This is a genomic window from Streptomyces sp. ME02-8801-2C, assembly GCF_033793965.1.
Lineage (GTDB): Bacteria > Actinomycetota > Actinomycetes > Streptomycetales > Streptomycetaceae > Streptomyces.
Map to the genome: position 1 here is coordinate 227,622 of NZ_JARAXP010000010.1, position 26,480 is coordinate 254,101.

Below are 26,480 nucleotides of genomic sequence, written 5' to 3' on the forward strand. Positions count from 1 at the left end.
TTGGGCGGTTTGTTTCCCACCCGCCCACCCGTCTCGCTCCGTCAAACAGTTCGGTCGACAAACACTCTGTCCGCCACCGCGTGGGCGCACGGAGTCGGGGTTGTCGTGCGGCGGCGCAGGAGGCTGGGGAGGGCCAGGGTGACGAAGCCCTCTGCCTGCATCGCGGCCAGGCCGATGCGGGGGAGGTCGCCGGAGGTGCGGTAGACGACGAAGCGGGGTTCCCAGCGGGGGCGGAACTTCGCGTTGAACTTGTACAGGGACTCGATCTGGAACCAGCGGGAGAGGAACACCAGCAGGCCGCGCCAGGCCCGCAGTACCGGGCCGGCGCCGATCTTCTCGCCGCGGGCCAGGGCCGAGCGGAACATGGCGAAGTTGAGGGAGACGCGGGTGACGCCCAGGCGGGGGGCGGCTTCCAGGGCGGCCACGATGAGGAGTTCGTTCATGCCGGGGTCGGCCGCGCGGTCGCGGCGCATCAGGTCGAGGGAGACGCCGTCCGGGCCCCAGGGGACGAAGTGGAGGATGGCCTTGAGGTCGCCGTACGGCCCGGGCTGGTCGTCGGCCTTGTGGGCGGTGGCGATCAGGCAGTCGCCGTCGCCGGGGTCGCCGATGCGGCCCAGGGCCATGGAGAAGCCGCGCTCGGTGTCGGTGCCGCGCCAGTGCTCGGCGGCGAGGCGGATGCGTTCGAGTTCGCTGTCGCCGAGGTCACGGATGCGCCGTACCCGGGTTTCGTAGCCTGCGCGTTCGATGCGCTTGACCATTTGGCGCACGTTGCGCATCGCGCGTCCGGCCAGGGAGAAATCCGCGACGTCCACCACCGCCTCGTCGCCGAGTTCGAGGGCGTCGAGGCCGGTCTCGCGGGTCCAGACCTCGCCGCCGGTCTCGGAGCAGCCCATGACGGCGGGGGTCCAGGAGTGGGCCTTGGCCTCGTCCATGAAGCGTTCGATGGCGCCGGGCCAGGCCTCGACGTCCCCGATGGGGTCGCCGCTGGCGAGCATGACGCCGGAGACGACGCGGTAGGTGACGGCGGCCTTGCCGCTGGGGGAGAAGACCACCGCCTTGTCGCGGCGCAGCGCGAAGTGGCCCAGGGAGTCGCGGCGGCCGTGCTTGTCGAGCAGGACGCGCAGCCGGTCCTCGTCCTCCGGGGTCAGACGGGCGGCCGGGTGCTCGGGCCGGAACGCGAAGTAGATCGTGGTGATGGCGGTCAGCAGGCCCAGGGCGCCGAGCGAGTAGCCGACGGTCCAGGAGGTCGGCCCGTCGTAGTCGACGGGGCCCTCGAAGCCGAACAGGCCGTACAGGACGTGGGTGATGCGCTCGGCGAGGCTCGGGTCGCCGTACATGCGGTCGCTGTGGGCGCTCACGATGACCAGCCCGAGCCCGAGTGAACCGGCGCTCATCAGCACGAAGTTGGTGAGCGCGCGCCAGCGGCTGCGCGGGTCGGGCAGCGCCTCGAACTCGGTACGGTGACGCAGCAGCATGACCAGCAGGAGTACGGAGATGAGGAGCCCGACGAACGAGTGCCGGTAGGCGAACTGGGCCACGGCGCCGGCCGGCAGCAGGGCCACAGCAGCGCGCCAGGCCCGGCGCTTGCGGCGCCTTAGGCCGTGCGCGAGGAGCAGCAGGAGCACACCGGTGCTGAGCGAGAGCGCGGCGGCGAACGGACCGAGCGCGCCGGGCAGCACCTCCACGAGCGCGTGCATCCGGCTGTGCCTGAAGCGCGGGAAAACGCCCGCTGCGATGTCGACCAGCCCCACGAGCGCACAGGCCCGGGCGACCCAGGCGGGGACGGCCTCGGGACGCGGACCACGCAGTACGCGCGGCACTCGACGCGATCGTTCCGGAACCTGGCCCGACATTTCCCCATCTATCCTGACAGACATCGCATCCCACTGGTTCTGCGAGAGACCTGGAGTCCGGAGCCGATCCGGCTTCCGGTGACATTGCGCCCTCTAGGACGGTGTCTCGGGGGACGAGGTTCACTCACCCACGGAAAGCCATACCAAAGGACACCCAAAGTCCGGGGCAAGCCGCAGTGAAGGAACCCGGAAGAAGCGGCCGCCGCCGGCGGAGAGAGTGGGCAACCGCAGTCATGGGTCTTACGAGCAAGACGGTGCTGGCGCTGGCGATCCTGGCGGCCACCCTGCTGTTCCTGGGCACGATCGTGTTCTGGCCACGGCTGGCCCGCCCCAACTGGCGGGCCGTCGGCGGCCGTACGGCGCTGTTGCTGGCCACCCAGGTCGCGGTGTTCGTGTCGGTCGGGCTCGCCGTCAACCAGAGTTTCGGTTTCTACGCGTCCTGGGACGACCTCCTGGGCAAGGAGACCGACCAGGGCGTGGTCGTCGACCAGAGCACGGGGGCCCACCGCGGCTTCCAGGTGCTGTCCACCCAGTCGGTGGACGTGCCGGGCGGTCACCTGCCCAGGGTCGGCGGCCAGATCCAGAAGATCGGTGTCGTCGGCAAGAAGACGGGCATCACCTCGCCGGCGTACGTCTATCTGCCGCCGGAGTACTTCCAGCGGCAGTACGCGAAGCGCAACTTCCCGGTGGTCGTCGTCCTCACCGGCTATCCGGGCACCGCCCAGGCCCTGGTCAGCAAGCTCAACTTCCCGGACACCGCGCACAAGTTGGCGAGGGACGGCCGGGCACAGCCGATGATCCTGGTGATGCTGCGGCCGACCGTGGCGCCGCCCCGGGACACCGAGTGCGTGGACGTGCCGGGCGGGCCGCAGACGGAGACGTTCTTCGCCCGGGACCTGCCCGCGGCCCTCGCATCCCACTACCGGGTGGGCCCGGGGCCCGGCGGCTGGGGCATCATCGGTGACTCGACGGGCGGCTACTGCGCGCTGAAGATCGCGATGCACCACCCGCGCGCGTACACCGCCGCGGTGGGCCTGTCGCCGTACTACAGGGCGCCGGTCGACGCCACGACCGGGGACCTCTTCCAGGGCGACAAGAGGCTCGAGCGCGAGGCGGACCTGGAGTGGTACGCCAAGAACATGCCGGCGCCCGACGTCTCCCTGCTGGTCACCACCAGCCGGCACGGGGAGACCAACTACGCGGCCACGATGCGGTTCGTGGACCTCGTCAAGGTGAGGGCGCCGACCCGGATCTCGACGATCGTGCTGGAGAGCGGCGGCCACAACTTCAACACCTGGCGGCGTGAGATCCCCGCCTCGCTGGAGTGGCTGAGTCAGCGGCTGACGGAGCGCTGACGGATCGCCGGCGTCCGCAGCGCCCCGTGAGGACGTCGACGTAGACGCCCCAAGCCCTGTGAAGGGTTTGGGGCGGCTGTGTTTTTACCGGGCGGGGCACCAAGATTCGCCTACTCGCGGTAAGTTTCTGGCCATGCCACGTGGACGTCACCGCCATTCACCCCCTCTGCACAGGTTGCTGCCTCCCGCGGCGATCGCGGGCGTCTCGCTCGTCTGTTCCCTGGGGCCATGGGTGTTCACGGATACCGGCGTCCTCCGGGTGCTCGCCGCGTTCGCCGCGGCGATCACGGTCGTGGGCGCGGCCGTGATGCGTCGCTGGGACGCCGAGGCGGGCAAGCAGGTCGCCGACCTCACGCGCGCGCGTGCGGGCGACGACTGGCGGCACGAGGAGCGCGTCGCGGAACTGGAGACCGACCTCGAGGAGTCCCGCGAACTGCGCGTCAAGCTGGAGCAGAAGCTGCGCGCGAAGCGGACCGAGCTCCAGGGCCTGCGCAACGAGCACGCGGCGCTGCTGCGGCGGTACGCCACGGCGGAGACCGAGCGGGCCAGCGCGCTGGAGGGCCGGCGACTGCTGGAACTGGAGGTTTTGGAACCGGAGACGGAACCGGAACCGGAACCGGCTCAGGACGCGGGTGCGGGTGCCGGCGCCGATGCCGGCGTGAAGGCGGCTGCCGCCAAGGGTTCGGCGCGTGCGCTTCCCGCCGGGACCGGCGGGGCGGCGGACGAGGCAGGCAAGGCCGATGAGGCCGATGAGGCCGACTCGGACGCGGCGGCGCTGGACGCGGCGGCGGCAGGCGTGTCGGCGGCGCTGGGCGCGGTCGGCGCGAAGACTTCGGACGACGACAAGGCTTCGGACGAGGTCAAGGTTGCAGACGGTGCGCAGGCCGCGTCGTCCGTGGACTCGGAGGAGACCCCGGTGGCGCCGGCGATCTTCTCCCCGGAGGGTTCCTCGCTCTTCCTGCGGGCCCGGGCGGCGCTCGCCAGGCTCGACGGTGAGGCCCCGGAGATGGCCGCGGCCGTCCCGGCGGCCCGCAAGGCCCTCGACGGCCCCGCCGTCGGCAAGACGGAGGCCGCGCCGGAGGACGAGGCGAAGGGGAAGCCCGAGGCGGCCCGTGGGCACACGCGCGCCGCCTCCACCCCCGCCGAGGCGAAGCCCGCCAAGCCCGCGCGCGGGGACGGGCACTACACCGTGCCGACCGCGGTGGCCGTCGTACCGGCGACCGCGCCCGTGCGCAGGCCCGCCGCCGAGGGCGGGTTCGACTTCTTCGGTACGCAGAAGGAGACGGCGTCGGCCGCGCTGGACGCCGTGCAGAACGAGGACCTCGCCGACGTCGTCGGGCAGGAGGCGCTCGCGCTGCACAAGGCGGAGTCCGAGGCGCAGTTCAAGCCGGCGGACGAGGAGTCGCGCGGCGTCGGAATCGGCCAGGTGATCGACCTGACGGCGCACGACGAGACCGAGCAGATCGACCTGCAGGGGCTGCGGAGCAGGGTTTCCTGACTGTCGGTCAGGCCCTGCTCGCCGTACCTGTCACGCCTGTTCCGCCATCCACCGGTCGGGTCGCGCGTCCCGCCGTCCCGTCCGGGAGCGCTCCGCCTGGCCCCGGAGCAGCTCCGCGGCCTCCTGTGCGTCCCGTAGACCGGCTGTGACGGTCTTGTTGGCTCCCGTGTCCACATGGACGTCCGCGAGGCCCTTGAAGCGCGCCCAGGGCCCCTGTCGCAGCCGTACGCTCTGGACCTTGGCGTGCGGGACCAGGGCGAGGCTGCGGCGCAGCAGTCCGTGCCGGGAGACGAAGACGCCGTCGGTGACGGCGATGCCGTAGCCGCGCCACCAGAACGGCAGGCACCAGCCGGCCCGGCGCGGCGGACGCGACAGGGCGGCGGGCACGGTCACGCCGGGCAGCACCCGCCCTATGACCGCCTCCGCGATCTCGCGCGGAGCGACCGGTACCAGCACCGAGTTGGACGAGCCCGCCACGTCCAGCTCCACCCGGACCCAGCCCCGCCGCCGCCACAGCAGCGGCTCCACGATCCGTACGGTCTGCACACGCCCCGGCGGCACCGTCTCGTGCGTGCGGTCGAGGAGGCCGTGGTCGATGCGCAGTCCGTCCGGGGACTCCCCGACGGTCCAGTCGTACTCGCTGATGAACCGCCCCACGCTGCTCGCGCCCGCCGCGCCGAGCAGCGGGACGCCGGTCGCGAGCACTGTCCACAGGCTGTGGGTGAGGAACCAGAGGAACGGCGGTACGACCAGTGCGGCGGCCAGGGATATCCAGGTCGCGCCGGTCAGCACCAGGGAGACGGCGAGCACGCGCCCGGGGATGTGCAGCAGTTGCCGGGCCGGTGCCTCGCCCACCTCGTGCGCGGTCTCGGGCGCGAACCCGGCCGCGCGGGCCAGGAGTTCGGCCCGCAGGGCACGCGCGTGCCCCTCGCCCAGATAGGCCAGCTCGTCCTTCTTGTCCGTCCCCACGACGTCCAGCTTGAGCTTGGCGACGCCCGCGACCCGGGCCAGCAGCGGCTGGGTGATGTCGACGGCCTGGATGCGCTCCAGCCGGATGTGCGCGGTGCGCCGGAACAACAGGCCGGTCCGGATGCGCAGTTCGGTGTCGGTCACCGCGAAGTGGGTGAACCACCAGGTCAGAAAGCCGTACAGGGCGCCCCCGATGAGGCACGCGGCGAGGCCGAGCAGCAGGGTCGTGGTCGTCAGCCGGGTCAGCTGCCGCTGGGCCTGGTTGGGGTCGTGCGCGGCCCACCCGATCAGCACGGCGACCGGCGCCCATGCCCGCCTGAGCGGGGTGACCGGGTGCAGCCGCTGCTCGGCGACCGGCTGTTTCCCGCCCTCGATGGGTACGTCCGTCTCGGTGCCGGGGGTGGTCACAGCCCCGCCGATCGGGCCTGGCCGAGCTCGGTGAGCCGGTCCCGCAGCCGTTCCGCCTCCGCCGGTTCGAGGCCGGGGATCAGCGCGTCGCTCGCGGCCGCCGCCGTGTGCAGCTGCACGCTCGCCAGCCCGAAGTGCCGTGCGACGGGCCCCGAGGTCACCTCGACCAGCTGCATCCGCCCGTACGGCACGATCGTCTCCTCGCGCCACAGCACACCCCTGCTGATCAGCAGGTCGTCGGCACGCTCGGCGTACCGCCAGGAGGCCCAGTTGCGGCCCAGCATCCCCCAGCCCCACAGCAGCAGGCCGAGCGGCAGCAGTGCGAAGGCCGCCCAGCCGGGCCCGGCTAGCAGGCCGGGCAGCAGCCCCGCCGCGAGGGTCAGCGGCGTCAGCCAGACCGCCAGCAGCAGTCGGCGCATCCGCAGCAGGTCCCTCGGCAGCCCCGTCCACAGCGGCTCGCCGTGCCCCTCGCCGTGCGTTTCGCCCGTGGTTTCCGGGCTCCCCGTCTCCATGCCGCAAGCGTACGTACGACGGACTGTGTCCATCCCCGGCCTTGCCTGGATATCCACGGCTTCAGTCGGGGAGGGAAACGCATCATTGGTATCGGTGCCGCGAAGCGACGTAGTACCCTGCACCTCTGCTTCGGCAGCGGTCAGGGCTTGGCCGTCCTGCGGGGCTTCTACACCAAAGGAGAAGCCGCCTCGTTCACGAGGAGGAGGAGTCACGAGTCCCTCGACGGAGTACACGGAGCGCATTGTCGGTATCGGCGGCGCCGCGGAGAGCACCGACATGGTGCTCAACATCGGGCCCCAGCACCCGTCCACGCACGGCGTGCTGCGGCTGCGGCTCGTGCTGGACGGCGAGCGGATCCAGCACGCGGAGCCGGTGATCGGCTATATGCACCGCGGGGCGGAGAAGCTCTTCGAGGCGCGTGACTACCGTCAGATCATCATGCTGGCCAATCGGCACGACTGGCTGTCGGCGTTCTCCAACGAGCTGGGCGTGGTCCTCGCCGTGGAGCGGATGCTCGGCATGGAGGTGCCCACGCGCGCGGTGTGGACACGCACGCTGCTCGCGGAGCTCAACCGGGTGCTCAACCACCTGATGTTCCTGGGCTCGTACCCACTGGAACTGGGCGGGATCACGCCGATCTTCTACGCCTTCACGGAGCGCGAGGAACTCCAGCACGTCATGGAGGAGCTCTCCGGCGGGCGTATGCACTACATGTTCAACCGCGTCGGAGGCCTCAAGGAGGACCTCCCGGCGGGCTGGACCACACGCGCGCGTGCCGTCGTCTCGTCCGTGCGCTCCCGCATGGACCGGTTCGACGACCTGGTGCTCGGCAACGAGATCTTCCGGGCGCGCACGCGCGGCGTGGGCGTGCTCTCGCCTCAGGCCGTGCACGCGTACGGGGTGAGCGGGCCGATCGCGCGCGCCTCGGGCGTGGACTTCGACCTGCGCCGCGACGAGCCGTATCTGGCGTACGGGGAGCTCCAGGACACCCTGAAGGTGGTGACCCGGCAGGAAGGCGACTGTCTCGCCCGCTTCGAATGCCTCCTGGAGCAGACGCACAACGCCCTCGACCTGGCCGACGCCTGCCTGGACCGGCTCGCGGAACTGGAGCCCGGCCCGATCAACCAGCGCCTGCCGAAGGTCCTGAAGGCGCCCGAGGGGCACACGTACGCGTGGACCGAGAATCCTCTCGGCATCAACGGCTACTACCTCGTCAGCAAGGGCGAGAAGACCCCGTACCGGCTGAAGCTGCGGTCGGCCTCCTACAACAACATCCAGGCGCTGGCGGTCCTGCTGCCCGGGACGCTCGTCGCGGACATGGTGGCGATCCTGGGGTCGCTGTTCTTCGTGGTCGGCGACATCGACAAATAAGAGACATCGCCACATAAGAGACGTCGCCACGTAAGAGACTCAGAGGAGCGGGTCGGGGATCCCTCGCGGCTCCACCAGCCACCCGAAGTCCCCGAGTCCGCCCGGCGCCGTCAGCTCGGCGGCCTCTCCGGCGCCCGCCAGGGCCCGTACGTACGCGGCGGGGTCCGTGGAGGCCAGGGACAGCGGGGGGCGCCCGCCGGTCACCCCGAGGGCGTGCAGTGCCTCCCGCTGGGTCAGCAGGCGGGCTCCCGGGCCCGCGCAGGCGTCCAGCGCCACATGGGCGGTCAGGTCGCACGAGCCGTCCGGCACGGGCGCGCTCTCGCGTCCGCCCCGGAAGCCGGTGAGCGTCCCGAAGGGCGGCCGGGCGCCGGCGGTGTGCGCGTAGTCGACGGCGACGGCGAGCCCCCGCTCGACCGTTTCCCGGGCGGCGGCCCAGGCGGTGTCCCTGGGAAGCCCGATCTCGGCCCGCGGCCCCGGCTCCGGCGGCAGAGGCCACCACCGCTCCAGCCACCGCGCGTCCGCACCGGTGACCGGCTCCCCGAGCCGCTCGGTCCCGTCCCGGCGTACGAGGACCACGCGCGCGGTGCCCGCCGCGTCGACCTCCGCCACCTCCACGGGGACGTTGTCCAGCCACTCGTTGGCGAACAGCAGACCGGTGACGCCGCCGGGCGGCTCGGCCAGCCACTCCACGCGGTGATCGAGGCCGGCCGGGCGGTCGGCCAGCTCGACGGCGTACCCGCGCGCGCGGGCGGCCACCTCCGCGGGCAGGGCCGCGAGGACACCGGTGACGAGTTCGCCCCGGCCCGCGCCCATGTCGACGAAGCCGAGCGAGGCCGGGCGGCCCAGCGCCTCGTCGACCCGGCACAGCAGCCGTGCCACGGCACCGGCGAAGAGCGGCGAGGCGTGGACCGACGTACGGAAGTGCCCGGCGGGTCCCTCGGGCCGGCGGTAGAACCCGTGTTCGCCGTAGAGCGCCTCCTGTGCCGCCGCCCGCCAGCCACGCCACTCGCCCGCCGTCTCTCCTGCCACGGCGTCAGGCTAGGGCCTCCGGACCCCGCCACCCAGGGGACGGGGTCTCCACCTTGCGGAGTACGCGGCGGCCTTGCGGATCGACCCTCCGGTTGACCCATGCACACACATCGCTTCCCTACGCTGGGTTACGTGCAAAGCGTCTATGACTTCCTCCGCAGACACCCGACCTGGGTCGACGGCTTCTGGGCCGTCTTCCTGCTCGGGCTCTCCGTGCTGAGCGGAGCCGTCAAGGACTCTCCGCACGCCGCGCCCATGGCGTGGTACGCCGTCGTGACGGTCCTGCTGTGCCTGGTGATCGCCCTGCGCCGGCGGATGCCCGAGCGGATGCTCGTGCTGGCCGCCGTGGTCGGGGTGGCGCAACTGGCCCTGGACGTCGAGCCGCTGCTCGCCGATTTCGCTCTGCTGGTGATCGCCTACACCGTGGCGGCCAGCGGGCCCCGCTGGGCCTCACGGTTCGCGCTGATCGGCGGTCTGTGCGCGGCCCCGCTGGCCCAGCTGCGCTGGCCGGAGGAGAAGTCGAGCACCGCGGGCAACCTCGCCCTGGTGGTCTTCCTGGCGGTGCCCTTCGCCCTCGCCTGGGTGCTCGGCGACTCGCTGCGCACCCGCCGCGCCTACTTCGCCCAGCTGGAGGAGCGCGCCGCCCGCCTGGAGAAGGAGCGCGAGGCACAGGCCAAGGTCGCGGTCGCCGCCGAGCGCGCCCGGATCGCCCGCGAACTGCACGACGTCGTCGCGCACAACGTCTCCGTGATGGTGGTCCAGGCCGACGGCGCCGCCTACGTCCTCGACACCGCCCCCGACCAGGCGAAGAAGGCCCTCGAGACCATCTCGGGCACCGGCCGCCAGGCCCTCGCCGAGATGCGCCGGCTGCTGGGCGTGCTGCGCACCGGCGAGCACCAGGAGGGCGGCGAGTACGTTCCGCAGCCCGACGTCGAGCAGCTCGACGACCTGATCGAGCAGTGCCGTACATCGGGCCTGCCCGTCGACTACAAGGTCGAGGGCAACCCGCGCCCGCTGCCCAGCGGGGTCGAGCTGACGGCGTACCGCATCGTGCAGGAGGCGCTCACCAACACCCGCAAGCACGGCGGTCCGAACACCGGAGCGAGCGTGCGCCTGGTCTACTTCGACGACGGACTCGGCCTGCTCGTCGAGGACGACGGCAAGGGCGCCCCGCACGAGCACTACGAGGAGGGCGGCGTCGACGGACAGGGACACGGCCTGATCGGCATGCGCGAGCGCGTCGGCATGGTGGGCGGCACCCTGGACGCGGGCCCGCGCCCGGGCGGCGGATTCCGCATCAGCGCCCTGCTGCCGCTCAAACCCGCCCACTGACACGTGCACGTTCGACGGACGCGTCCGCGTTCGACAGGTATCGACCGGAGGACCCCGCCATGCACATCCGTGTGATGCTCGTCGACGACCAGGTGCTGCTGCGCACCGGGTTCCGGATGGTGCTCGACGCCCAGCCGGACATGGAGGTCGTGGCGGAGGCGGGCGACGGCGTCGAGGCTCTCCAGGTGCTGCGCGAGACCGAGGTCGACGTGGTGCTGATGGACGTGCGCATGCCGAAGCTCGACGGCGTGGAGACCACCCGGCGCATCTGCCAGGGCGAGAACCCGCCCAAGGTGCTGATCCTGACCACGTTCGACCTCGACGAGTACGCCTTCTCCGGGCTGAAGGCCGGCGCGTCCGGCTTCATGCTGAAGGACGTGCCGCCCGGTGAACTGCTCACCGCCATCCGCTCCGTGCACAGCGGCGACGCGGTCGTGGCCCCCTCGACGACCCGGCGGCTCCTCGACCGCTTCGCACCCATGCTGCCGAGCAGCGGCGAGCAGCACCAGCACAAGGAGCTGGAACGGCTCACCAGCCGTGAGCGCGAGGTCATGATCCTCGTCGCCCAGGGCCTGTCGAACGGCGAGATCGCGGCCCGGCTGGTGCTGTCGGAGGCGACCGTGAAGACCCACGTGGGCCGCATCCTGACCAAGCTGGGCCTGCGGGACCGGGTGCAGGTGGTCGTCCTCGCGTACGAAACGGGGCTCGTGCGGGCGGGCGGGGCCGGCTGACCCCGGCCCGCGCGCCCGGGGAGTCCGCCGGCGGCTATCTGAGGATGCCCTCGAGGAAGTCGCTGCCCAGCCGGGCCACCATCGTCACGTCCAGCTGATGCAGGACGAAGCGGCCGCGGCGGCGGGTGGTGGTCAGGCCGGCCTTTCTGAGGACGGCGAGGTGCCGGGATATCTCGGGGGCCGTCATGTTGTGCGTGCGCGCCAGCTCGGTCGTGGTGAACGAGCTGCGGGCCAGCTGGCGGCAGAGCCGCATCCGCACCGGGTGGGACAGCGCGGTCAGCCGCAGGCCGAGCTGCTCCACCGAGGGCGGCGCGGCCAGTTCGGGGGAGCCCGCCGGGTAGTGCAGGACCGGCTGCCAGCCGTACCGGTGCAGGACCATCAGATGGGGCCACCCCAGGCTCGTCGGGACGAACAGGAGGCTGCCCGCCGCCGTCGTGTGGCCGTCGCCCAGCTTGTCGACGGTGATCCGGCCCGCCTCCTCGTCGAGCGTGACCGCGGACGACACCGACGCGAGTGCCTCCGGCAGCCCCTTGTGGCGCAGGAGGTCCGTCTTGTGGCGGGCGTCCGCCGTGAGCTGTGGCCGCAGCCGGGACCAGGTCTCGGCGAAGAAGGCCTCCTCGCAGTCCGCGAACAGCTGTCGCAGCCAGGTGCGGATCCGGGGCGGATCGTCCAGCAGGCGCCGGGTGAACCGGACCTGTTGGGGACCGCGCGAGACGGCCAGATCCAGGGCCCGTCGCCGCGCCCCGGGGTCGGTGAGCGCGCCGGCGCCCTGCTCGTCGTAGGGCAGTCCGCAGGTGAACTCCAGGCACGCGTCCACGAACTGTTCGTCCGTCAGCCGGTCCAGCTGGTCGAGTTCCGCCTCGAGCGTGCCGGCGGGGAGCGTGCCCGCGCCCAGCCCCGCGTACGGCAGGAAGATGTCCGGGAACGTGGAGCGCCACAGGAAGTCGGCCTCGCACAACCGGTCGGCCAGATGCGGGTCGAGCCCGGCGGTCACTCCCGTCGCCCAGCCCTGCAGCCGGGGGTGGTGCCCCGGCTCGGTCAGCGCGTGCAGCGCCATGCCGAGCTCGGCCAGCGGTGAGGGCACGACGGTGATCCGCTCCCGCCCCAGGCCGCACAGGTCGATGCTCACGCTCATCCCGCCATGGTGCACCCCACCACTGACAACGCCCCCGGGAACGCGGGCGCGGGCCCCTGCGGCGGGCCCCTACAGCCGCTCCACGAACTCCGTCACCGCCGCCTTCACGTCGTCCGCCGTCCACTCCAGGCCGGCGGCACGGACGAACACCTCGGTGACCGCGAGGCCCGGGCCGCCCCGGTCCCATCCGTTGGAGAACAGGAAGGTCTTCGTCTCCTCGCCCTGCCGGACCGCGGCCTCCGCGGCGGCCTCCTGGTCGTACGGCAGCCAGACCTGGAACTCGTTCGTGTGCGGCACCTCCGGATGGACGCGCGCCCATGGCACCCCGGCCGCCGCGAGGCCCTCGCGCAGCGCGGCGGCGACCACGCGCGCGTGGGCCACGTACTCGGGCAGGCGGGGCAGCTCCCGGTCCAGGCCGACGAGGGCGGACAGGACGGTCGGGAACTGCTGGAAGATGTCGCCGCCGTACCGGTGGCGCCAGGCCTTCGCCTCGTCGACGAGGGTCCGCGGGCCCGCCAGGACGGCGCCGCCGTAACCGTCGAGGGACTTGTAGAGCGACACGTAGACGCTGTCCGCGAGGCCCGCGATCTCGTCCAGGGGGCGCCCGAAGTGGGTGGTGGACTCCCACAGCCGGGCCCCGTCGAAGTGCACCACCGCGTCGCGTTCCCGCGCCGCGGCCACCACCTCGGACAGCTCCTCCCAGGTGGGCAGCAGGAAACCGGCGTCCCTCAGGGGCAGTTCCAGCATCAGCGTCCCGAAGGGCTCGCCGAAGTCGCGCACCTCGTCGGCCGTCGGCGGCCGGGGCTCGCTCGTCACCCGGAGCGGGCGCAGTCCGCTGACGGTGCTGAACGCGTTCCGCTCGTGCACCTCGGGGTGGGCGAGCGCGTGCAGGGCCACCGCGGGGTTGCCGGTGCGGCCCGCCCAGCAGCGCAGGGCGACCTGCTGGGCCATCGTGCCGGTCGGGAAGTAGGCGGCGGCCTCCTTGCCGAGCAGCCCGGCGACCCGCTCCTCCAGGGTCTCGACGATCCCCCCGCCATAGGTGTCGGACAGTTCGTCCAGGTCGTACGACTCCCTCGCCTCGTCGAGCACCGCCAGCCGCTGCCCGATCGTCCCCAGGAACCCCGGGCGCGCCAGGACCCGTTCGGCGCCCCGCAGCGCGGCTCGGCGCCGCAGCCGCTGTTCGTCCCTGACGTGCTTCTCGCCCTCGTCCGCCGTATCGCTCATGTTCCGGATCATCCCGCGCGCGGGATCGGGCGGGCATCCGGATTTCCGTCGACCGTGTGCACGGAGGGCGTGCGTTCGCCCACAGCCTGTGGACAACCGGACGTCCCTCGGACCAATCGCGTTAACATGACGAGAAATCGTCCGGTACATCGTCCGGTACCCCGAGCGGACTGGAACGGGAAGGCCGCCGTCGAGTGAGTACATTCCAACAGCCAGATCCCAGGGACCGTCCCGCACGACTCACCGTCGGCGTGGTCGGCGCCGGACGCGTGGGCCCCGCCCTGGCCGCGTCCCTGCAACTCGCCGGACATCGTCCGGTGGCCGTGTCCGCGGTGTCCGACGCCTCCGTCCGCCGGGCCGCCCAACTGCTCCCGGACGTGCCCGTCGTATCGCCGGCCCAGGTCATGGAGCGCGCCGAGCTGGTCCTGCTGACCGTCCCGGACGACGCCCTGCCCGGCCTCGTGGAGGGGCTCGCCGAGACCGGCGCCGTCCGGCCCGGCCAACTGCTCGTGCACACCTCGGGGCGGTACGGCGCGAAGGTCCTGGACCCCGCCCTGCGGGCCGGCGCGCTGCCCCTGGCCCTGCACCCCGCCATGACGTTCACCGGCACTCCCGTGGACGTCCAGCGGCTCGCCGGGTGCTCCTTCGGGGTCACCGCCCGCCCCGAACTGCGGCTGGCCGCCGAGGCCCTCGTCATCGAGATGGGCGGCGAGCCCGAATGGATCGAGGAGGAGAGCCGCCCGCTCTACCACGCGGCCCTCGCCCTGGGCGCCAACCACCTGGTCACCCTCGTCGCCGAGTCCATGGAGCTGCTCCGCGCGGCCGGCGTCGACGCCCCCGACAAGATGCTCGGCCCCCTTCTGGGCGCCGCCCTGGACAACGCGCTGCGCTCCGGGGACGCGGCCCTCACCGGGCCCGTCGCGCGCGGGGACGCGGGTACCGTCGCCGCGCATGTCGCGGAGCTGCGCAAGCACTCCCCGCAGAGCGTCCCGGCCTATCTGGCGATGGCCCGAGCGACCGCCGACCGCGCCCTCGCGCACGGCCTGCTCAAGCCGGAGCTCGCCGAGGACCTCCTCGGCGTACTCGGCCACGGCACCGAGGGAGGCGCCCGATGACCCGCTTGCTGCACACGGCAGCCGAACTCGATCTCCGCGCGTCAGAGCGCATCCCCGACAAGGATGAGGCCGCACAGCACGCACGCACGCGTGCCGTCGTCATGACCATGGGTGCCCTGCACGAGGGTCACGCCACCCTCGTCCGCACCGCGCGCGACATCGCCGGCCCCGACGGTGAAGTCGTCGTCACCGTCTTCGTGAACCCCCTCCAGTTCGGCAAGGGCGAGGACCTCGACCGCTACCCGCGCACCCTCGACGCCGATCTGGCCCTCGCCGAACAGGCCGGTGCGGACGTCGTGTTCGCCCCCTCCGTGGAGGAGGTCTACCCCGGCGGCGAACCCCAGGTCCGCATCAGCGCGGGCCCCATGGGGGAGCGCCTGGAAGGGGCCACGCGCCCCGGGCACTTCGACGGTGTGCTCACCGTCGTCGGCAAGCTGCTCCACCTCACCCGGCCCGACGTGGCCTTCTTCGGGCAGAAGGACGCCCAGCAGCTCGCCATGATCCGCCGGATGGTCCGCGACCTGAACTTCGGCGTGGAGATCGTCGGCGTACCGACCGTCCGCGAGGCCGACGGCCTGGCCCTGTCCAGCCGCAACCGCTATCTGTCCCCGGAGGAACGGCGTACGGCGCTCGCGCTCTCCCAGGCCCTGTTCGCCGGCGCCGACCGGCACGCCGCCCAGGAGGCGCTGCGCGCGCGGGCCCGTGAAGTGCCCGCCACGCACGCGCGTGCCCAGGCGCTCAGCGCGATCGGCGAATCCCGGGCCGCCGCCGACGCGCACGCCGTCGCGAAGGTCCCCGGCGGCGGTCCCACCGCCGTCCGGGCCGCCGCCCGCGTCCTGCTGGACGAGGCGGCCAGGCTGCGACCCCCACTGGTCCTCGACTACCTCGCCCTGGTCGACCCCGCCGACTTCACCGAGATCCCGGACGACTTCACGGGCGAAGCCGTCCTCGCCGTCGCAGCCAAGGTCGGGACGACCCGGCTGATCGACAACATCCCTCTCCATTTCGGAACCCCCGGAGCCGCCTCGTGAGCACCACAGGCCCCACCGCCGGTACCTCCACCGGTATACGGCTGCACGCCCCCGCCCCCGGCTGGGCCATCTCCGCGGACGTCGTGGTCGTCGGCTCCGGGGTCGCCGGCCTCACCGCCGCCCTGCGTTGCGACGCGGCCGGCCTGAAGGCCGTCGTCGTCACCAAGGCCCGCCTCGACGACGGCTCCACCCGCTGGGCCCAGGGCGGCATCGCGGCGGCCCTGGGCGAGGGCGACACCCCGGAACAGCACCTGGACGACACCCTGGTGGCCGGCGCGGGCCTGTGCGACGAGGAGGCCGTACGGATCCTCGTCACGGAGGGCCCGGACGCCGTACGACGGCTCATCGAGACCGGCGCCCACTTCGACGAGTCCTCCGAAGGCGGACTCGAACTGACCCGCGAGGGCGGCCACCACCGCCGCCGGATAGCGCACGCGGGCGGCGACGCGACCGGCGCGGAGATCTCCCGCGCGCTCGTCGAGGCCGTACGCGCGCGGGGTCTGCGCACGGTCGAGAACGCGCTCGTCCTGGACCTCCTGACGGACGCCGACGGCCGTACGGCGGGTGTGACCCTGCACGTCATGGGAGAGGGCCAGCACGACGGCGTGGGGGCCGTCCACGCCCCCGCCGTGGTCCTCGCCACCGGCGGCATGGGCCAGGTCTTCTCGGCGACCACCAACCCGTCCGTGTCGACCGGCGACGGCGTCGCCCTCGCCCTGCGCGCGGGCGCCGAGGTCAGCGACCTCGAGTTCGTCCAGTTCCACCCCACGGTGCTCTTCCTGGGCGCCGACGCGGAGGGCCAGCAGCCGCTCGTCTCCGAGGCGGTACGCGGTGAGGGCGCCCATCTCGTCGACGGCGACGGCGTGCGCTTCATGACCGGCCAGCACGAACTCGGCGAGCTCGCGCCCCGGGACATCGTCGCCAAGGGCATCATGCGCCGCATGCAGGAACAGGGCGCCGAACACATGTTCCTGGACGCCCGGCACTTCGGCGCCCACATGTGGGAGCACCGCTTCCCGACGATCCTCGCCGCCTGCCGCGCCCACGGCATCGACCCGGTCACCGAGCCCGTCCCGGTCGCCCCGGCCGCCCACTACGCCTCCGGCGGCGTTCGCACCGACTCCCGGGGCCGTACGACCGTCCCCGGCCTGTACGCGTGCGGAGAGGTCGCCTGCACCGGCGTCCACGGCGCCAACCGGCTCGCCTCCAACTCCCTCCTCGAGGGCCTGGTGTACGCCGAGCGCATCGTCGCCGACATCACCGAGGCCCACGCCGGAAACGGCCTCCACGCGCGTGTACCGGCTCCCGTACCGCACCCCGAGAAGCCCGCGCACCCGCTCCTCGCGCCGGAGGCCCGCTTCGCGATCCAGCGGATCATGACCGAGGGCGCCGGCGTACTTCGCTCGGCGGCCTCCCTGGACACCGCCGCCGCGGCCATCCAGAAACTGCACACCGACGCCCGCGACGCCCTCGACGAGAACGGCAAGACCGCCGAGCCCGGCGTCGACACCTGGGAGGCCACCAACCTCTTGTGCGTGGCCCGCGTCCTGGTCGCCGCCGCCCGGCTGCGCGAGGAGACCCGAGGCTGCCACTGGCGCGAGGACCACGCCGAGCGCGACGACACGACCTGGCACCGCCACATCGTCGTACGGCTGAATCCCGACCGGACGCTGGCCGTACACACCACCGACACCGCAGACTTCCCCCCGACCCGGCATCATCAGCCGGAGCACCGTCCCCAGGAGCAGTGACAGAAGTGAGCACCCCCGACCTTCCCCTCGCCCAGAGCGGCGGCTGCGGCGACGGCTGCGCCTGCGGCGCCGAATCGGACGACGTGTACCTGGAGTGCGGCCTCGACCCCGCGCTCGCCACCCTCCTCGCCGACGCCGGCCTCGACCCTCTCGAGGTCGAGGACATCGCCAACGTCGCCATCCAGGAGGACCTGGACAACGGGGTGGACGTGACGACCGTCGCGACCATCTCCGAGGACGCCCGCGCCACCGCCGACTTCACCGCCCGCGAAGGAGGTGTCGTCGCCGGTCTGCGGATCGCCGAGGCGGTCGTCTCCGTGGTCTGCACCGACGAGTTCGAGGTCGAGCGGCACGTCGAGGACGGCGACCGCGTCGAGGCCGGCCAGAAGCTGCTCAGCGTCACCACCCGCACCCGTGACCTTCTGACGGCCGAACGCAGCGCCCTCAACCTCCTGTGCCGCCTGTCGGGCATCGCGACCGCCACGCGCGCGTGGGCGGACGTCCTGGAGGGCACCAAGGCCCGCGTCCGCGACACCCGCAAGACGACTCCTGGTCTGCGCTCCCTGGAGAAGTACGCGGTCCGCTGCGGCGGCGGCGTCAACCACCGCATGTCCCTGTCGGACGCGGCACTCGTCAAGGACAACCACGTGGTCGCCGCGGGCGGCGTCGCCCAGGCCTTCGAGGCCGTACGGGAGGCCTTCCCGGACGTACCGATCGAGGTCGAGGTCGACACCCTGCACCAGCTGCGCGAAGTGCTCGACGCGGGCGCCGATCTGATCCTCCTGGACAACTTCACCCCCGGGGAGTGCGACGAGGCCGTGGCGCTCGTCGACGGCCGCGCCCTCCTCGAGGTCTCGGGCCGGCTCGTCCTGCACAACGCCAAGGAGTACGCCGACACCGGCGTCGACTTCCTGGCGGTCGGCGCCCTCACCCACTCCGCGCCGATCCTCGACATCGGTCTCGACCTGCGAGCGGCGGAGTAGGTACACGGCCATGCTGCTGACCATCGACGTGGGAAACACGCACACCGTCCTCGGCCTCTTCGACGGCGACGAGATCGTCGAGCACTGGCGCATCTCCACGGACGCGCGCCGCACGGCCGACGAACTGGCGGTCCTCCTCCAGGGCCTCATGGGCATGCACCCCCTCCTCGGCGACGAGCTGGGCGACGGCATCGACGGCATCGCCATCTGCGCCACCGTGCCGTCGGTGCTGCACGAGCTGCGCGAGGTGACCCGGCGGTACTACGGCGATGTGCCGGCGGTGCTGGTCGAACCAGGCGTGAAGACCGGCGTGCCGATCCTCACCGACAACCCGAAGGAGGTCGGCGCGGACCGCATCATCAACGCGGTCGCCGCCGTCGAGCTCTACGGCGGCCCCGCGATCGTCGTCGACTTCGGTACGGCGACCACGTTCGACGCGGTGTCCGCGCGCGGGGAGTACGTCGGCGGGGTCATCGCGCCCGGCATCGAGATCTCCGTCGAGGCGCTCGGGGTGCGGGGTGCGCAGCTCAGGAAGATCGAGGTGGCGCGGCCCCGCGCGGTGATCGGCAAGAACACGGTCGAGGCGATGCAGGCGGGCATCATCTACGGCTTCGCCGGTCAGGTCGACGGTGTGGTGACCAGGATGGCCAAGGAGCTGGCGGAGGATCCGGACGACGTGACGGTGATCGCCACGGGCGGGCTGGCGCCGATGGTGCTCGGCGAGGCGTCGGTGATCGACGAGCACGAGCCGTGGCTGACCCTGATCGGGCTGCGACTGGTGTACGAGCGGAACGTGTCCCGTATGTGAGGGTCCCCGAGCGCCGGACGGGCTGAAAACGCACGCCACGCCCCTCTTTTATGTCGAATTTGTCTGATTAGCGCGTATCGTCGCCGCATGCCCACGCCATTCGGATCTCGCGGCGGCATGGCGTTCGGTGCGGAGGAGCTGCGTGTGCTCCGTCGCGCTCTCGCCCTCGCCCTCCACCCCGGCCCCGCCCCCGCCTCCGCCAAGGACGTTCAGGACTGCCTCCGGCTCGCCGAGTCCGTCGACGAGGCGGCGCGTGAGGGGGTCAGGCTGCGGGCCTTCCTCGTGGCCGACCTCGCCCGCTACCGCGCCGCCCTGCCCGGAACCGCCGCCGGCTTCCTCACGCTCCTGGAGGAGGCCCTGGGCGCCGGATACCGTCCCCACCCGGACGACCTCGCCGCCCTCCGGGCCCTGCGGGGGAACCCGGTCGCGGCCCTCCTCCTGGAGCGCTGTCTGCGCCACGCCGAGCGGGACGTACGGACCCGGCTGGGCGCCCGGGTGGCCGGCCGTACGCCGGTCGCGCCGACGGTGCCCGCCTCCCGTACCCGTCTGCTGGCCCTCCCCGGCGGTCTCGCCGCCGGGGAGCCCGCCAGGAGACCCGGCGAGCGGCCCGGCGGAAAGCCCGCGGAGAAGCAGCCCCAGGAGCGGCCGACCCCGGCGCCCCGGCCCGCCGCCCCCAAGCCCGGCCGTCCCGTCCCCACTCCGGGCGAGGTCTTCCCCCGCCGCAAGCCGACCCCGCCGGCGAATCCCCCGCAGCAGCTCGCCGCGGGCTGAGCGGACCGCTCGCGCGAAGCTGGAACCACGAAGGCCCGGGCCCCCGCCCCGGGCCTTTCTGCGGTCCTGGCTACTCTGGACCCCATGGACTACGTCTCCGCGCTCGTGCCCCCCGTAGTGATGGCCGTGCTCTTCATCGCTGTGATCGTGACGATGGTGAAGAGTCAGGGCGGTGCCAACAAGGCCAAGGAGGACGCCGTCGTCGACGCGGCCCTCGCCCAGGTCGAGCAGACCCGGCAGGCCGGCCCGGATCGCACCGTTTCGTAGGTATTTGGCGGCGAAGACGCACGTCCGTCGCGCTATTCATCGTTTCTCCCACTAGTGTGCTGAGTTGTGCCTCGCCCATTGGGAGAACTCGAAGACGCGGTGATGACGCGGGTGTGGAAGTGGAACCGCCCGGTCACCGTTCGAGAAGTCCTGGAAGACCTTCGGCAGGAACGGTCCATCGCGTACACCACGGTGATGACCGTTTTGGACAATCTCCATCAGAAGGGCTGGGTCCGTCGCGAGGCGGAAGGCCGGGCCTATCGATATGAGGCGGTCTCCACGCGGGCCGCCTACGCGGCCGCGCTGATGAACGACGCGTGGTCGCAGAGTGACAACCCCGCCGCCGCTCTCGTCGCGTTCTTCGGCATGATGAGCGAAGAACAGCGGCTCGCCCTCAGGGATGCCGTTCGCATCGTCCAAGGCCCCGAAGAGGCGGAAGCCGCACAACCTGCGGAACCCGTGGAACAAACCCACTACCAGAACCCCGCCTCGGTCCAAGGCCCCACCGGGCGATAGCGTCCGCTCATGTCAGCGACGCGTCCCGAAGTCCCAGCGAAAGCCATCACCGTCCGGCGGGCCAGGACCAGCGATGTCCAGGCCGTACGCGGACTCCTTGACTCGTTCGTCCGTGGCCGTATCCTGCTCGACAAAGCGACGGTGACGCTTTACGAGGACATCCAGGAGTTCTGGGTCGCTGAACGCGACGACAACGGCGAGGTCGTGGGGTGCGGTGCACTCCATGTCATGTGGGAGGACCTTGCCGAAGTCCGCACTCTTGCCGTGAACCCGGACCTCAGGGGTTCCGGTGTGGGGCATCAGTTGCTGGAGAAGTTGCTGCAGACCGCCCGCTGGCTGGGTGTTCGTCGCGTTTTCTGTCTGACCTTTGAAGTGGACTTCTTCGGCAAGCACGGCTTCGTGGAGATCGGCGAGACACCCGTCGACACCGATGTCTACGCCGAGCTGCTGCGTTCCTATGACGAGGGCGTAGCGGAGTTCCTCGGTCTCGAACGAGTGAAACCGAACACCTTGGGCAACAGCCGGATGCTTCTGCATCTGTGATCGGGCATGAGCAATTTCTGTCAGCCGCCCTGCCCAGGTTCCCTATGTCCGAAACGCGTACGTTTCCGGTCGCGGGAAGGGAGGTCGGTCTCTCCCGGGGGTTTGTGTTTTTCCGGCAAAAGCGGTTTGCTTTCCGATGTACTGCAGTACTGCATATAACAGGGGACGCGAAACAGCGGCGCACGCCGCGGGCCTCGGCTCCCAAGTTATCGATGAAAGGAAATCCGGTGGCACAGAAGGTTCAGGTCCTTCTTGTCGACGACCTCGACGGCGGCGAGGCCGACGAGACCGTGACGTTCGCGTTGGACGGCAAGACGTACGAGATCGACCTCACGACCGCCAATGCTGACAAGCTCCGCGGTCTTCTCGACCCCTACGCCAAGAGCGGCCGACGTACCGGTGGCCGTGCTTCGGGTGGTCGCGGAAAGGCGCGTGTGGCTTCCGGCGGCAGCCAGGACACCGCGCAGATCCGTGCTTGGGCGAAGGAGAACGGATACGAGGTCAACGACCGTGGCCGTGTTCCCGCGTCCATCCGCGAGGCTTACGAGAAGGCCAACGGCTGAGCGCACGCGCGCCGCAGTCGGACGCGATGGCATTGCGTCGCCAGCGTGTCCACCAGCCGTACGAGATCGGGGGCGCCTCCGACGCCCCCCAGGGCCGACATCGTCGGCAGCGGGATTTCCGTCCCGCACCCTGAATCAGGGGGCCGCAGCCAGACAGCGGCCCCCTGCGGATTTGTCCGCCCCCGAAGGCCGCCCGCCGCGCCGGGCGGCCGGGGCGCCTCGATGTCACCGTCGGCGCCGATCGCCCTCAGGTCCACCGCGAGCCGCCCCCACTCCAGCCAGTCCAGCAGCCCCGGCAACTCGTCCGCGCTGCCCGCGGCCACCATCAGCAGCATCCGGTCCCCGCTCAGCGCCACCGGAGAACGCGGCTCCAGCGCCCGCCCCCGGTGCCGCAGCGCCGCGAAGCCCGCTTCCGCGGGCACGTCCAGTACGTCGAAGCGCAGGCCCGTGATCAGTCGCAGCGAAAGTCCCCCGACACCCGAACCGGGCACTGTCGCCCACCCCAGTTCGTTCTCGTACCAACGCCGGACATCCCCAGGGATGCCACTCGGGCCGTCGCTCGGGACAATGCCACCGGCGGCACCGGTGAGACCACTCGTGGTGTCACCCGTATCAAGAGGACGACGCGGAAAGGGAAGGGGGACAGCGGAGACCATGCCCAAGCCAACCGCCTCGAGAGGCCGCGAGTTACGCTGGGTGTCCCGACGGATGCGCAGAGTGCCGATTTCGGCCGCGTGCGAAGCCGGTCGGCGGCGCAAGGTTGTTCGCCCGTAGCGGAGGGAACCCGTGCATCCGGCATGGAGTGTCAGTCCGTACGGGTAAGACATCCCTAGTGGGAGGGGGCGACACGCAGAAAAGGCCGTCTCACGTTCGCCATCGGCGTACTGATAGTGAGGGTAACTGCCTGGCCTGCGGGAACATCGTCTCGCACGATCGGGTTGGAGCATATGTCGGCGTACGGGGTCAGGAGGCTGTGTTGGTTCTCGGTCCGGTGTCGGCAGTTGGAATGAGCGGTCCCCGCTTGCGGGACTAAGCTGCGGAAGGACAGGGAGGGGAGCGTCCCCTTACTGCCTGACCGCTCTGAGGAGCGATTAACGATGTTCGAGAGGTTCACCGACCGCGCGCGGCGGGTTGTCGTCCTGGCTCAGGAAGAAGCCCGGATGCTCAACCACAACTACATCGGCACCGAGCACATCCTCCTGGGCCTGATCCACGAGGGTGAGGGTGTCGCCGCTAAGGCCCTGGAGAGCCTCGGGATTTCGCTCGAGGCGGTCCGCCAGCAGGTGGAGGAGATCATCGGGCAGGGGCAGCAGGCCCCGTCCGGGCACATCCCCTTCACCCCCCGTGCCAAGAAGGTCCTGGAGCTGTCGCTCCGCGAGGCCCTTCAGCTGGGCCACAACTACATCGGCACGGAACACATCCTGCTCGGCCTGATCCGCGAGGGCGAGGGCGTCGCCGCCCAGGTCCTCGTCAAGCTGGGCGCAGATCTCAACCGGGTGCGGCAGCAGGTCATCCAGCTGCTCTCCGGCTACCAGGGCAAGGAGACCGCCGGCGCCAGTGGCGGCCCCGCCGAGGGCACCCCCTCGACGTCCCTGGTCCTCGACCAGTTCGGCCGGAACCTCACCCAGGCCGCTCGTGAGTCCAAGCTCGACCCGGTCATCGGGCGCGAGAAGGAGATCGAGCGGGTCATGCAGGTGCTGTCCCGCCGTACGAAGAACAACCCGGTCCTCATCGGTGAGCCCGGCGTCGGCAAGACCGCCGTCGTCGAGGGTCTCGCCCAGGCCATCGTCAAGGGCGAGGTGCCCGAGACCCTCAAGGACAAGCACCTCTACACCCTGGACCTCGGCGCGCTGGTCGCCGGCTCCCGCTACCGCGGTGACTTCGAGGAGCGCCTGAAGAAGGTCCTCAAGGAGATCCGCACCCGCGGCGACATCATCCTGTTCATCGACGAGCTGCACACGCTCGTCGGCGCGGGTGCAGCCGAGGGCGCCATCGACGCGGCCTCCATCCTCAAGCCGATGCTGGCCCGTGGTGAGCTCCAGACCATCGGTGCGACCACGCTCGACGAGTACCGCAAGCACCTCGAGAAGGACGCGGCCCTCGAGCGCCGCTTCCAGCCGATCCAGGTGGCGGAGCCTTCCCTCCCCCACACGATCGAGATCCTCAAGGGCCTGCGCGACCGGTACGAGGCGCACCACCGTGTCTCGATCACCGACGAGGCCCTGGTGCAGGCGGCGACGCTCGCCGACCGGTACATCTCGGACCGGTTCCTGCCCGACAAGGCGATCGACCTCATCGACGAGGCCGGTTCCCGGATGCGCATCCGCCGGATGACCGCTCCGCCGGACCTGCGCGAGTTCGACGAGAAGATCGCGGGCGTGCGCCGCGACAAGGAGTCCGCGATCGACTCGCAGGACTTCGAGAAGGCCGCTTCCCTGCGTGACAAGGAGAAGCAGCTCCTCGCCGCGAAGGCCAAGCGGGAGAAGGAGTGGAAGGCCGGCGACATGGACGTCGTCGCCGAGGTCGACGGCGAGCTGATCGCCGAGGTCCTCGCGACCGCCACCGGCATCCCGGTCTTCAAGCTGACCGAGGAGGAGTCGAGCCGCCTGCTGCGCATGGAGGACGAGCTCCACAAGCGGGTCATCGGCCAGAAGGACGCCGTCAAGGCGCTCTCGAAGGCGATCCGTCGTACGCGTGCCGGTCTGAAGGACCCGAAGCGTCCCGGTGGTTCGTTCATCTTCGCGGGCCCGTCCGGTGTCGGTAAGACCGAGCTGAGCAAGGCCCTGGCCGAGTTCCTCTTCGGTGACGAGGACGCGCTGATCTCCCTCGACATGTCGGAGTTCAGCGAGAAGCACACGGTGTCGCGTCTCTTCGGTTCCCCGCCCGGATACGTGGGTTACGAAGAGGGCGGCCAGCTGACCGAGAAGGTCCGCCGCAAGCCGTTCTCCGTCGTCCTGTTCGACGAGGTCGAGAAGGCCCACCCGGACATCTTCAACTCGCTGCTGCAGATCCTGGAGGACGGTCGTCTGACCGACTCCCAGGGCCGGGTCGTGGACTTCAAGAACACCGTCATCATCATGACGACCAACCTCGGCACGCGGGACATCTCGAAGGGCTTCAACCTGGGCTTCGCGGCCTCCGGTGACAAGAAGTCCAACTACGAGCGCATGAAGAACAAGGTCTCGGACGAGCTCAAGCAGCACTTCCGCCCCGAGTTCCTCAACCGCGTCGACGACGTCGTCGTCTTCCCGCAGCTCACCCAGGACGACATCCTCCAGATCGTCGACCTGATGGTCGGCAAGGTGGACGAGCGCCTCAAGGACCGGGACATGGGCATCGAGCTCTCCCAGGCCGCCAAGGAGCTGCTGTCCAAGAAGGGTTACGACCCCGTTCTGGGCGCGCGCCCGCTGCGGCGCACGATCCAGCGCGAGATCGAGGACTCGCTCTCCGAGAAGATCCTCTTCGGCGAGCTGCGCCCCGGTCACATCGTGGTCGTCGACACGGAGGGCGAGGGCGAGAACGCGACCTTCACCTTCCGGGGTGAGGAGAAGTCGGCGCTGCCCGACGTCCCGCCGATCGAGCAGGCGGCCGGCGGTGCCGGGCCGAACCTGAGCAAGGAGGCGTAACCCTCCGGGGTTCGCCTGTGGGTCTTGCCTGAACGAGAGGGGCCGGTGCTTTCCAGCACCGGCCCCTCTCGCATGCCCTGACGGCTGCGGCTGCGGCTGCGGCTTGCGGCTTACGACAGCTGACCGTCGTAGTCCGGCAGCTTGTACGTCTTCTCCGCGTGGCCGCCCGACAGGTCGGTGGCGCTGTTGCCGATGTTGGCGATGATCGTGTAGCCCTTCGACTCGACGTCGACGCGCTGCGCGGTCTTGTAGTCGGCCACGTTCTTGAAGAGGTCGATCAGATTGCGGGCGTACAGGCCGGTCACCTTGTAGCCGACGTTCGTGAGGTTGTACTGCGTGGCCGGCTTGATGATGTCCGGGCGCGCGGTGACGAAGAAGAGGGCGACGCCGTGGTCCTGGGCGTACTGGGCGACCTTCAGCACGGGCGCGTTGGCCGGCGAGGGGTAGCTGAAGCCGAAGTCGGTCTCCAGGGTGGTGTTGTCGATGTCGAAGACGATCGCCGGCTTCTCACCCGCGGAGGCGGCGGCTATGCGCTGCTTCAGATAGGGCAGCGCCTGGTCCATCACGGCCTGGCAGTCCTGCTGCCAGGTGGCGTAGTCGACGTCCTCGGCGGCGGCCGCCGACACGGACGCGGTGGACGCGGTGGACGCGGTGGTCGCGGCCTGGGCGGTGCCCGGGCCGGTCAGTGTCACCGCGGCGATCGCAGCGGCGGCGGTCAGGCCGATGCGGCGCGTCCAGGGCGTCCAGGAGCCTCTTGTCATCGGGATGGGGTCCTCTCACGTAGGGCTGGGCGGTGCCGGGGCATGGAGATGTCAGGGGCATGCTTGCTGGAGTGAGTGGCGCTGATGGGAAGGGCACATTACTCACGGGTAGCGGCGAGGTGCCAGTAGCCGGAGGGGGTTTATTCGCGCGTTAGGCGCGTCACAGTCATGGGTTTTCGGATCTTGCGGGCCGGTGACATGACGCACAGGTGAAATGTCCGTTACTAGGGTGATTAGTGGGTTGTCGGGTGGGTGGATTCTGGTTTGCGGGGGGCTGATGTGGGGTGGAAGGGTGTTGTTTTGTCAATAAGTGCAGGTAATTGGCGG

General features: G+C 71.0%; 24 protein-coding genes. 16 read left to right on the plus strand and 8 right to left on the minus strand.

The window, feature by feature from the left end:
- Positions 1 to 41: 41 nt before the first annotated feature.
- Positions 42 to 1,853 carry a phosphatidylglycerol lysyltransferase domain-containing protein gene (locus tag PV396_RS30835; RefSeq protein WP_319210260.1) on the minus strand — a complete coding sequence of 604 codons (1,812 nt, stop codon included), beginning with the start codon at positions 1,851 to 1,853 and terminating at the stop codon, positions 42 to 44.
- A gap of 233 nt (positions 1,854 to 2,086) precedes the next feature.
- Between PV396_RS30835 and PV396_RS30840 the strand changes: the two genes are divergently transcribed.
- Both PV396_RS30840 and PV396_RS30845 read left to right on the plus strand, forming a co-directional pair.
- A complete protein-coding gene (locus PV396_RS30840) occupies positions 2,087 to 3,208 on the plus strand; it encodes an alpha/beta hydrolase (protein WP_319210262.1) in 1,122 nt (373 codons plus the stop codon).
- A 133-nt stretch (positions 3,209 to 3,341) separates the two neighbouring features.
- A complete protein-coding gene (locus tag PV396_RS30845) occupies positions 3,342 to 4,706 on the plus strand; it encodes a hypothetical protein (protein ID WP_319210264.1) in 1,365 nt (454 codons plus the stop codon).
- A gap of 30 nt (positions 4,707 to 4,736) precedes the next feature.
- Here the strand turns inward: PV396_RS30845 and PV396_RS30850 are convergent, their stop codons facing one another.
- Together PV396_RS30850 and PV396_RS30855 are read right to left on the minus strand one after the other, a co-directional pair.
- Complete coding sequence (locus PV396_RS30850; protein ID WP_319210266.1) at positions 4,737 to 6,083, minus strand: PH domain-containing protein; 1,347 nt, start codon at positions 6,081 to 6,083, stop codon at positions 4,737 to 4,739.
- Positions 6,080 to 6,595: a PH domain-containing protein gene (locus PV396_RS30855; protein WP_319210268.1), complete on the minus strand. Its 516-nt coding sequence runs from the start codon at positions 6,593 to 6,595 to the stop codon at positions 6,080 to 6,082. Before PV396_RS30855 ends, PV396_RS30850 begins: the two co-directional genes overlap by 4 nt.
- Positions 6,596 to 6,872: 277 nt before the next feature.
- Between PV396_RS30855 and PV396_RS30860 the strand changes: the two genes are divergently transcribed.
- A complete protein-coding gene (locus PV396_RS30860) occupies positions 6,873 to 7,967 on the plus strand; it encodes an NADH-quinone oxidoreductase subunit D (protein ID WP_319210269.1) in 1,095 nt (364 codons plus the stop codon).
- 39 nt (positions 7,968 to 8,006) lie between these two features.
- Here the strand turns inward: PV396_RS30860 and PV396_RS30865 are convergent, their stop codons facing one another.
- Positions 8,007 to 8,996 (minus strand): SAM-dependent methyltransferase, encoded by a 990-nt coding sequence (locus tag PV396_RS30865; protein WP_319210270.1) that lies wholly within the window; start codon positions 8,994 to 8,996, stop codon positions 8,007 to 8,009.
- 132 nt (positions 8,997 to 9,128) lie between these two features.
- On the opposite strand from PV396_RS30865, the gene PV396_RS30870 reads away from it, so the two are divergent.
- On the plus strand, positions 9,129 to 10,328 hold the full coding sequence (locus tag PV396_RS30870) for a sensor histidine kinase (protein WP_319210272.1): 1,200 nt from the start codon (positions 9,129 to 9,131) through the stop codon (positions 10,326 to 10,328).
- Between the two features lie 59 nt (positions 10,329 to 10,387).
- Positions 10,388 to 11,059, plus strand: coding sequence for a response regulator transcription factor (locus tag PV396_RS30875; protein ID WP_319210274.1), 672 nt, complete (start codon positions 10,388 to 10,390; stop codon positions 11,057 to 11,059).
- Positions 11,060 to 11,093: 34 nt separating this feature from the next.
- On the opposite strand, the gene PV396_RS30880 is transcribed toward PV396_RS30875, so the two are convergent.
- Entirely contained in the window at positions 11,094 to 12,194 is a 1,101-nt protein-coding gene (locus PV396_RS30880; protein ID WP_319210277.1) for a DUF5937 family protein, read from the minus strand.
- Positions 12,195 to 12,263: 69 nt separating this feature from the next.
- The gene (locus PV396_RS30885) at positions 12,264 to 13,418 is read right to left on the minus strand and encodes a threonine aldolase family protein (RefSeq protein ID WP_416071506.1); all 1,155 of its coding nucleotides are present in this window, start codon (positions 13,416 to 13,418) and stop codon (positions 12,264 to 12,266) included.
- Positions 13,419 to 13,612: 194 nt separating this feature from the next.
- Between PV396_RS30885 and PV396_RS30890 the strand changes: the two genes are divergently transcribed.
- The 10 genes from PV396_RS30890 (at position 13,613) to PV396_RS30935 (ending at position 21,766) form a co-directional block, all read left to right on the plus strand.
- A complete protein-coding gene (locus PV396_RS30890) occupies positions 13,613 to 14,533 on the plus strand; it encodes a Rossmann-like and DUF2520 domain-containing protein (RefSeq protein WP_319210280.1) in 921 nt (306 codons plus the stop codon).
- Complete coding sequence (panC, locus tag PV396_RS30895; RefSeq protein ID WP_319210281.1) at positions 14,530 to 15,564, plus strand: pantoate--beta-alanine ligase; 1,035 nt, start codon at positions 14,530 to 14,532, stop codon at positions 15,562 to 15,564. Before PV396_RS30890 ends, panC begins: the two co-directional genes overlap by 4 nt.
- Positions 15,561 to 17,315 carry an L-aspartate oxidase gene (locus PV396_RS30900; protein WP_319210283.1) on the plus strand — a complete coding sequence of 585 codons (1,755 nt, stop codon included), beginning with the start codon at positions 15,561 to 15,563 and terminating at the stop codon, positions 17,313 to 17,315. Before panC ends, PV396_RS30900 begins: the two co-directional genes overlap by 4 nt.
- A 5-nt stretch (positions 17,316 to 17,320) precedes the next feature.
- A complete protein-coding gene (gene nadC / locus PV396_RS30905; RefSeq protein ID WP_319210285.1) occupies positions 17,321 to 18,298 on the plus strand; it encodes a carboxylating nicotinate-nucleotide diphosphorylase in 978 nt (325 codons plus the stop codon).
- A 10-nt stretch (positions 18,299 to 18,308) separates the two neighbouring features.
- Positions 18,309 to 19,106, plus strand: a complete 798-nt coding sequence (locus tag PV396_RS30910) for a type III pantothenate kinase (RefSeq protein WP_006383273.1) — start codon at positions 18,309 to 18,311, stop codon at positions 19,104 to 19,106.
- 117 nt (positions 19,107 to 19,223) lie between these two features.
- Positions 19,224 to 19,877, plus strand: coding sequence for a hypothetical protein (locus PV396_RS30915; RefSeq protein WP_319210338.1), 654 nt, complete (start codon positions 19,224 to 19,226; stop codon positions 19,875 to 19,877).
- Positions 19,878 to 19,961: 84 nt separating this feature from the next.
- Positions 19,962 to 20,144: a hypothetical protein gene (locus PV396_RS30920; protein WP_319210289.1), complete on the plus strand. Its 183-nt coding sequence runs from the start codon at positions 19,962 to 19,964 to the stop codon at positions 20,142 to 20,144.
- Between the two features lie 102 nt (positions 20,145 to 20,246).
- Entirely contained in the window at positions 20,247 to 20,660 is a 414-nt protein-coding gene (locus tag PV396_RS30925; RefSeq protein WP_416071507.1) for a BlaI/MecI/CopY family transcriptional regulator, read from the plus strand.
- 9 nt (positions 20,661 to 20,669) lie between these two features.
- Entirely contained in the window at positions 20,670 to 21,203 is a 534-nt protein-coding gene (locus tag PV396_RS30930; protein ID WP_053742238.1) for an amino-acid N-acetyltransferase, read from the plus strand.
- Between the two features lie 227 nt (positions 21,204 to 21,430).
- Entirely contained in the window at positions 21,431 to 21,766 is a 336-nt protein-coding gene (locus PV396_RS30935; RefSeq protein WP_053742239.1) for a histone-like nucleoid-structuring protein Lsr2, read from the plus strand.
- On the opposite strand, the gene PV396_RS30940 is transcribed toward PV396_RS30935, so the two are convergent.
- Entirely contained in the window at positions 21,745 to 22,422 is a 678-nt protein-coding gene (locus PV396_RS30940; RefSeq protein WP_319210294.1) for an SCO3374 family protein, read from the minus strand. The genes PV396_RS30935 and PV396_RS30940 overlap by 22 nt on opposite strands.
- 441 nt (positions 22,423 to 22,863) lie before the next feature.
- On the opposite strand from PV396_RS30940, the gene PV396_RS30945 reads away from it, so the two are divergent.
- Positions 22,864 to 25,392 carry an ATP-dependent Clp protease ATP-binding subunit gene (locus tag PV396_RS30945; protein ID WP_319210296.1) on the plus strand — a complete coding sequence of 843 codons (2,529 nt, stop codon included), beginning with the start codon at positions 22,864 to 22,866 and terminating at the stop codon, positions 25,390 to 25,392.
- 110 nt (positions 25,393 to 25,502) lie between these two features.
- On the opposite strand, the gene PV396_RS30950 is transcribed toward PV396_RS30945, so the two are convergent.
- The gene (locus tag PV396_RS30950) at positions 25,503 to 26,153 is read right to left on the minus strand and encodes an HAD family acid phosphatase (protein WP_319210298.1); all 651 of its coding nucleotides are present in this window, start codon (positions 26,151 to 26,153) and stop codon (positions 25,503 to 25,505) included.
- Between the last annotated feature and the right edge of the window lie 327 nt (positions 26,154 to 26,480).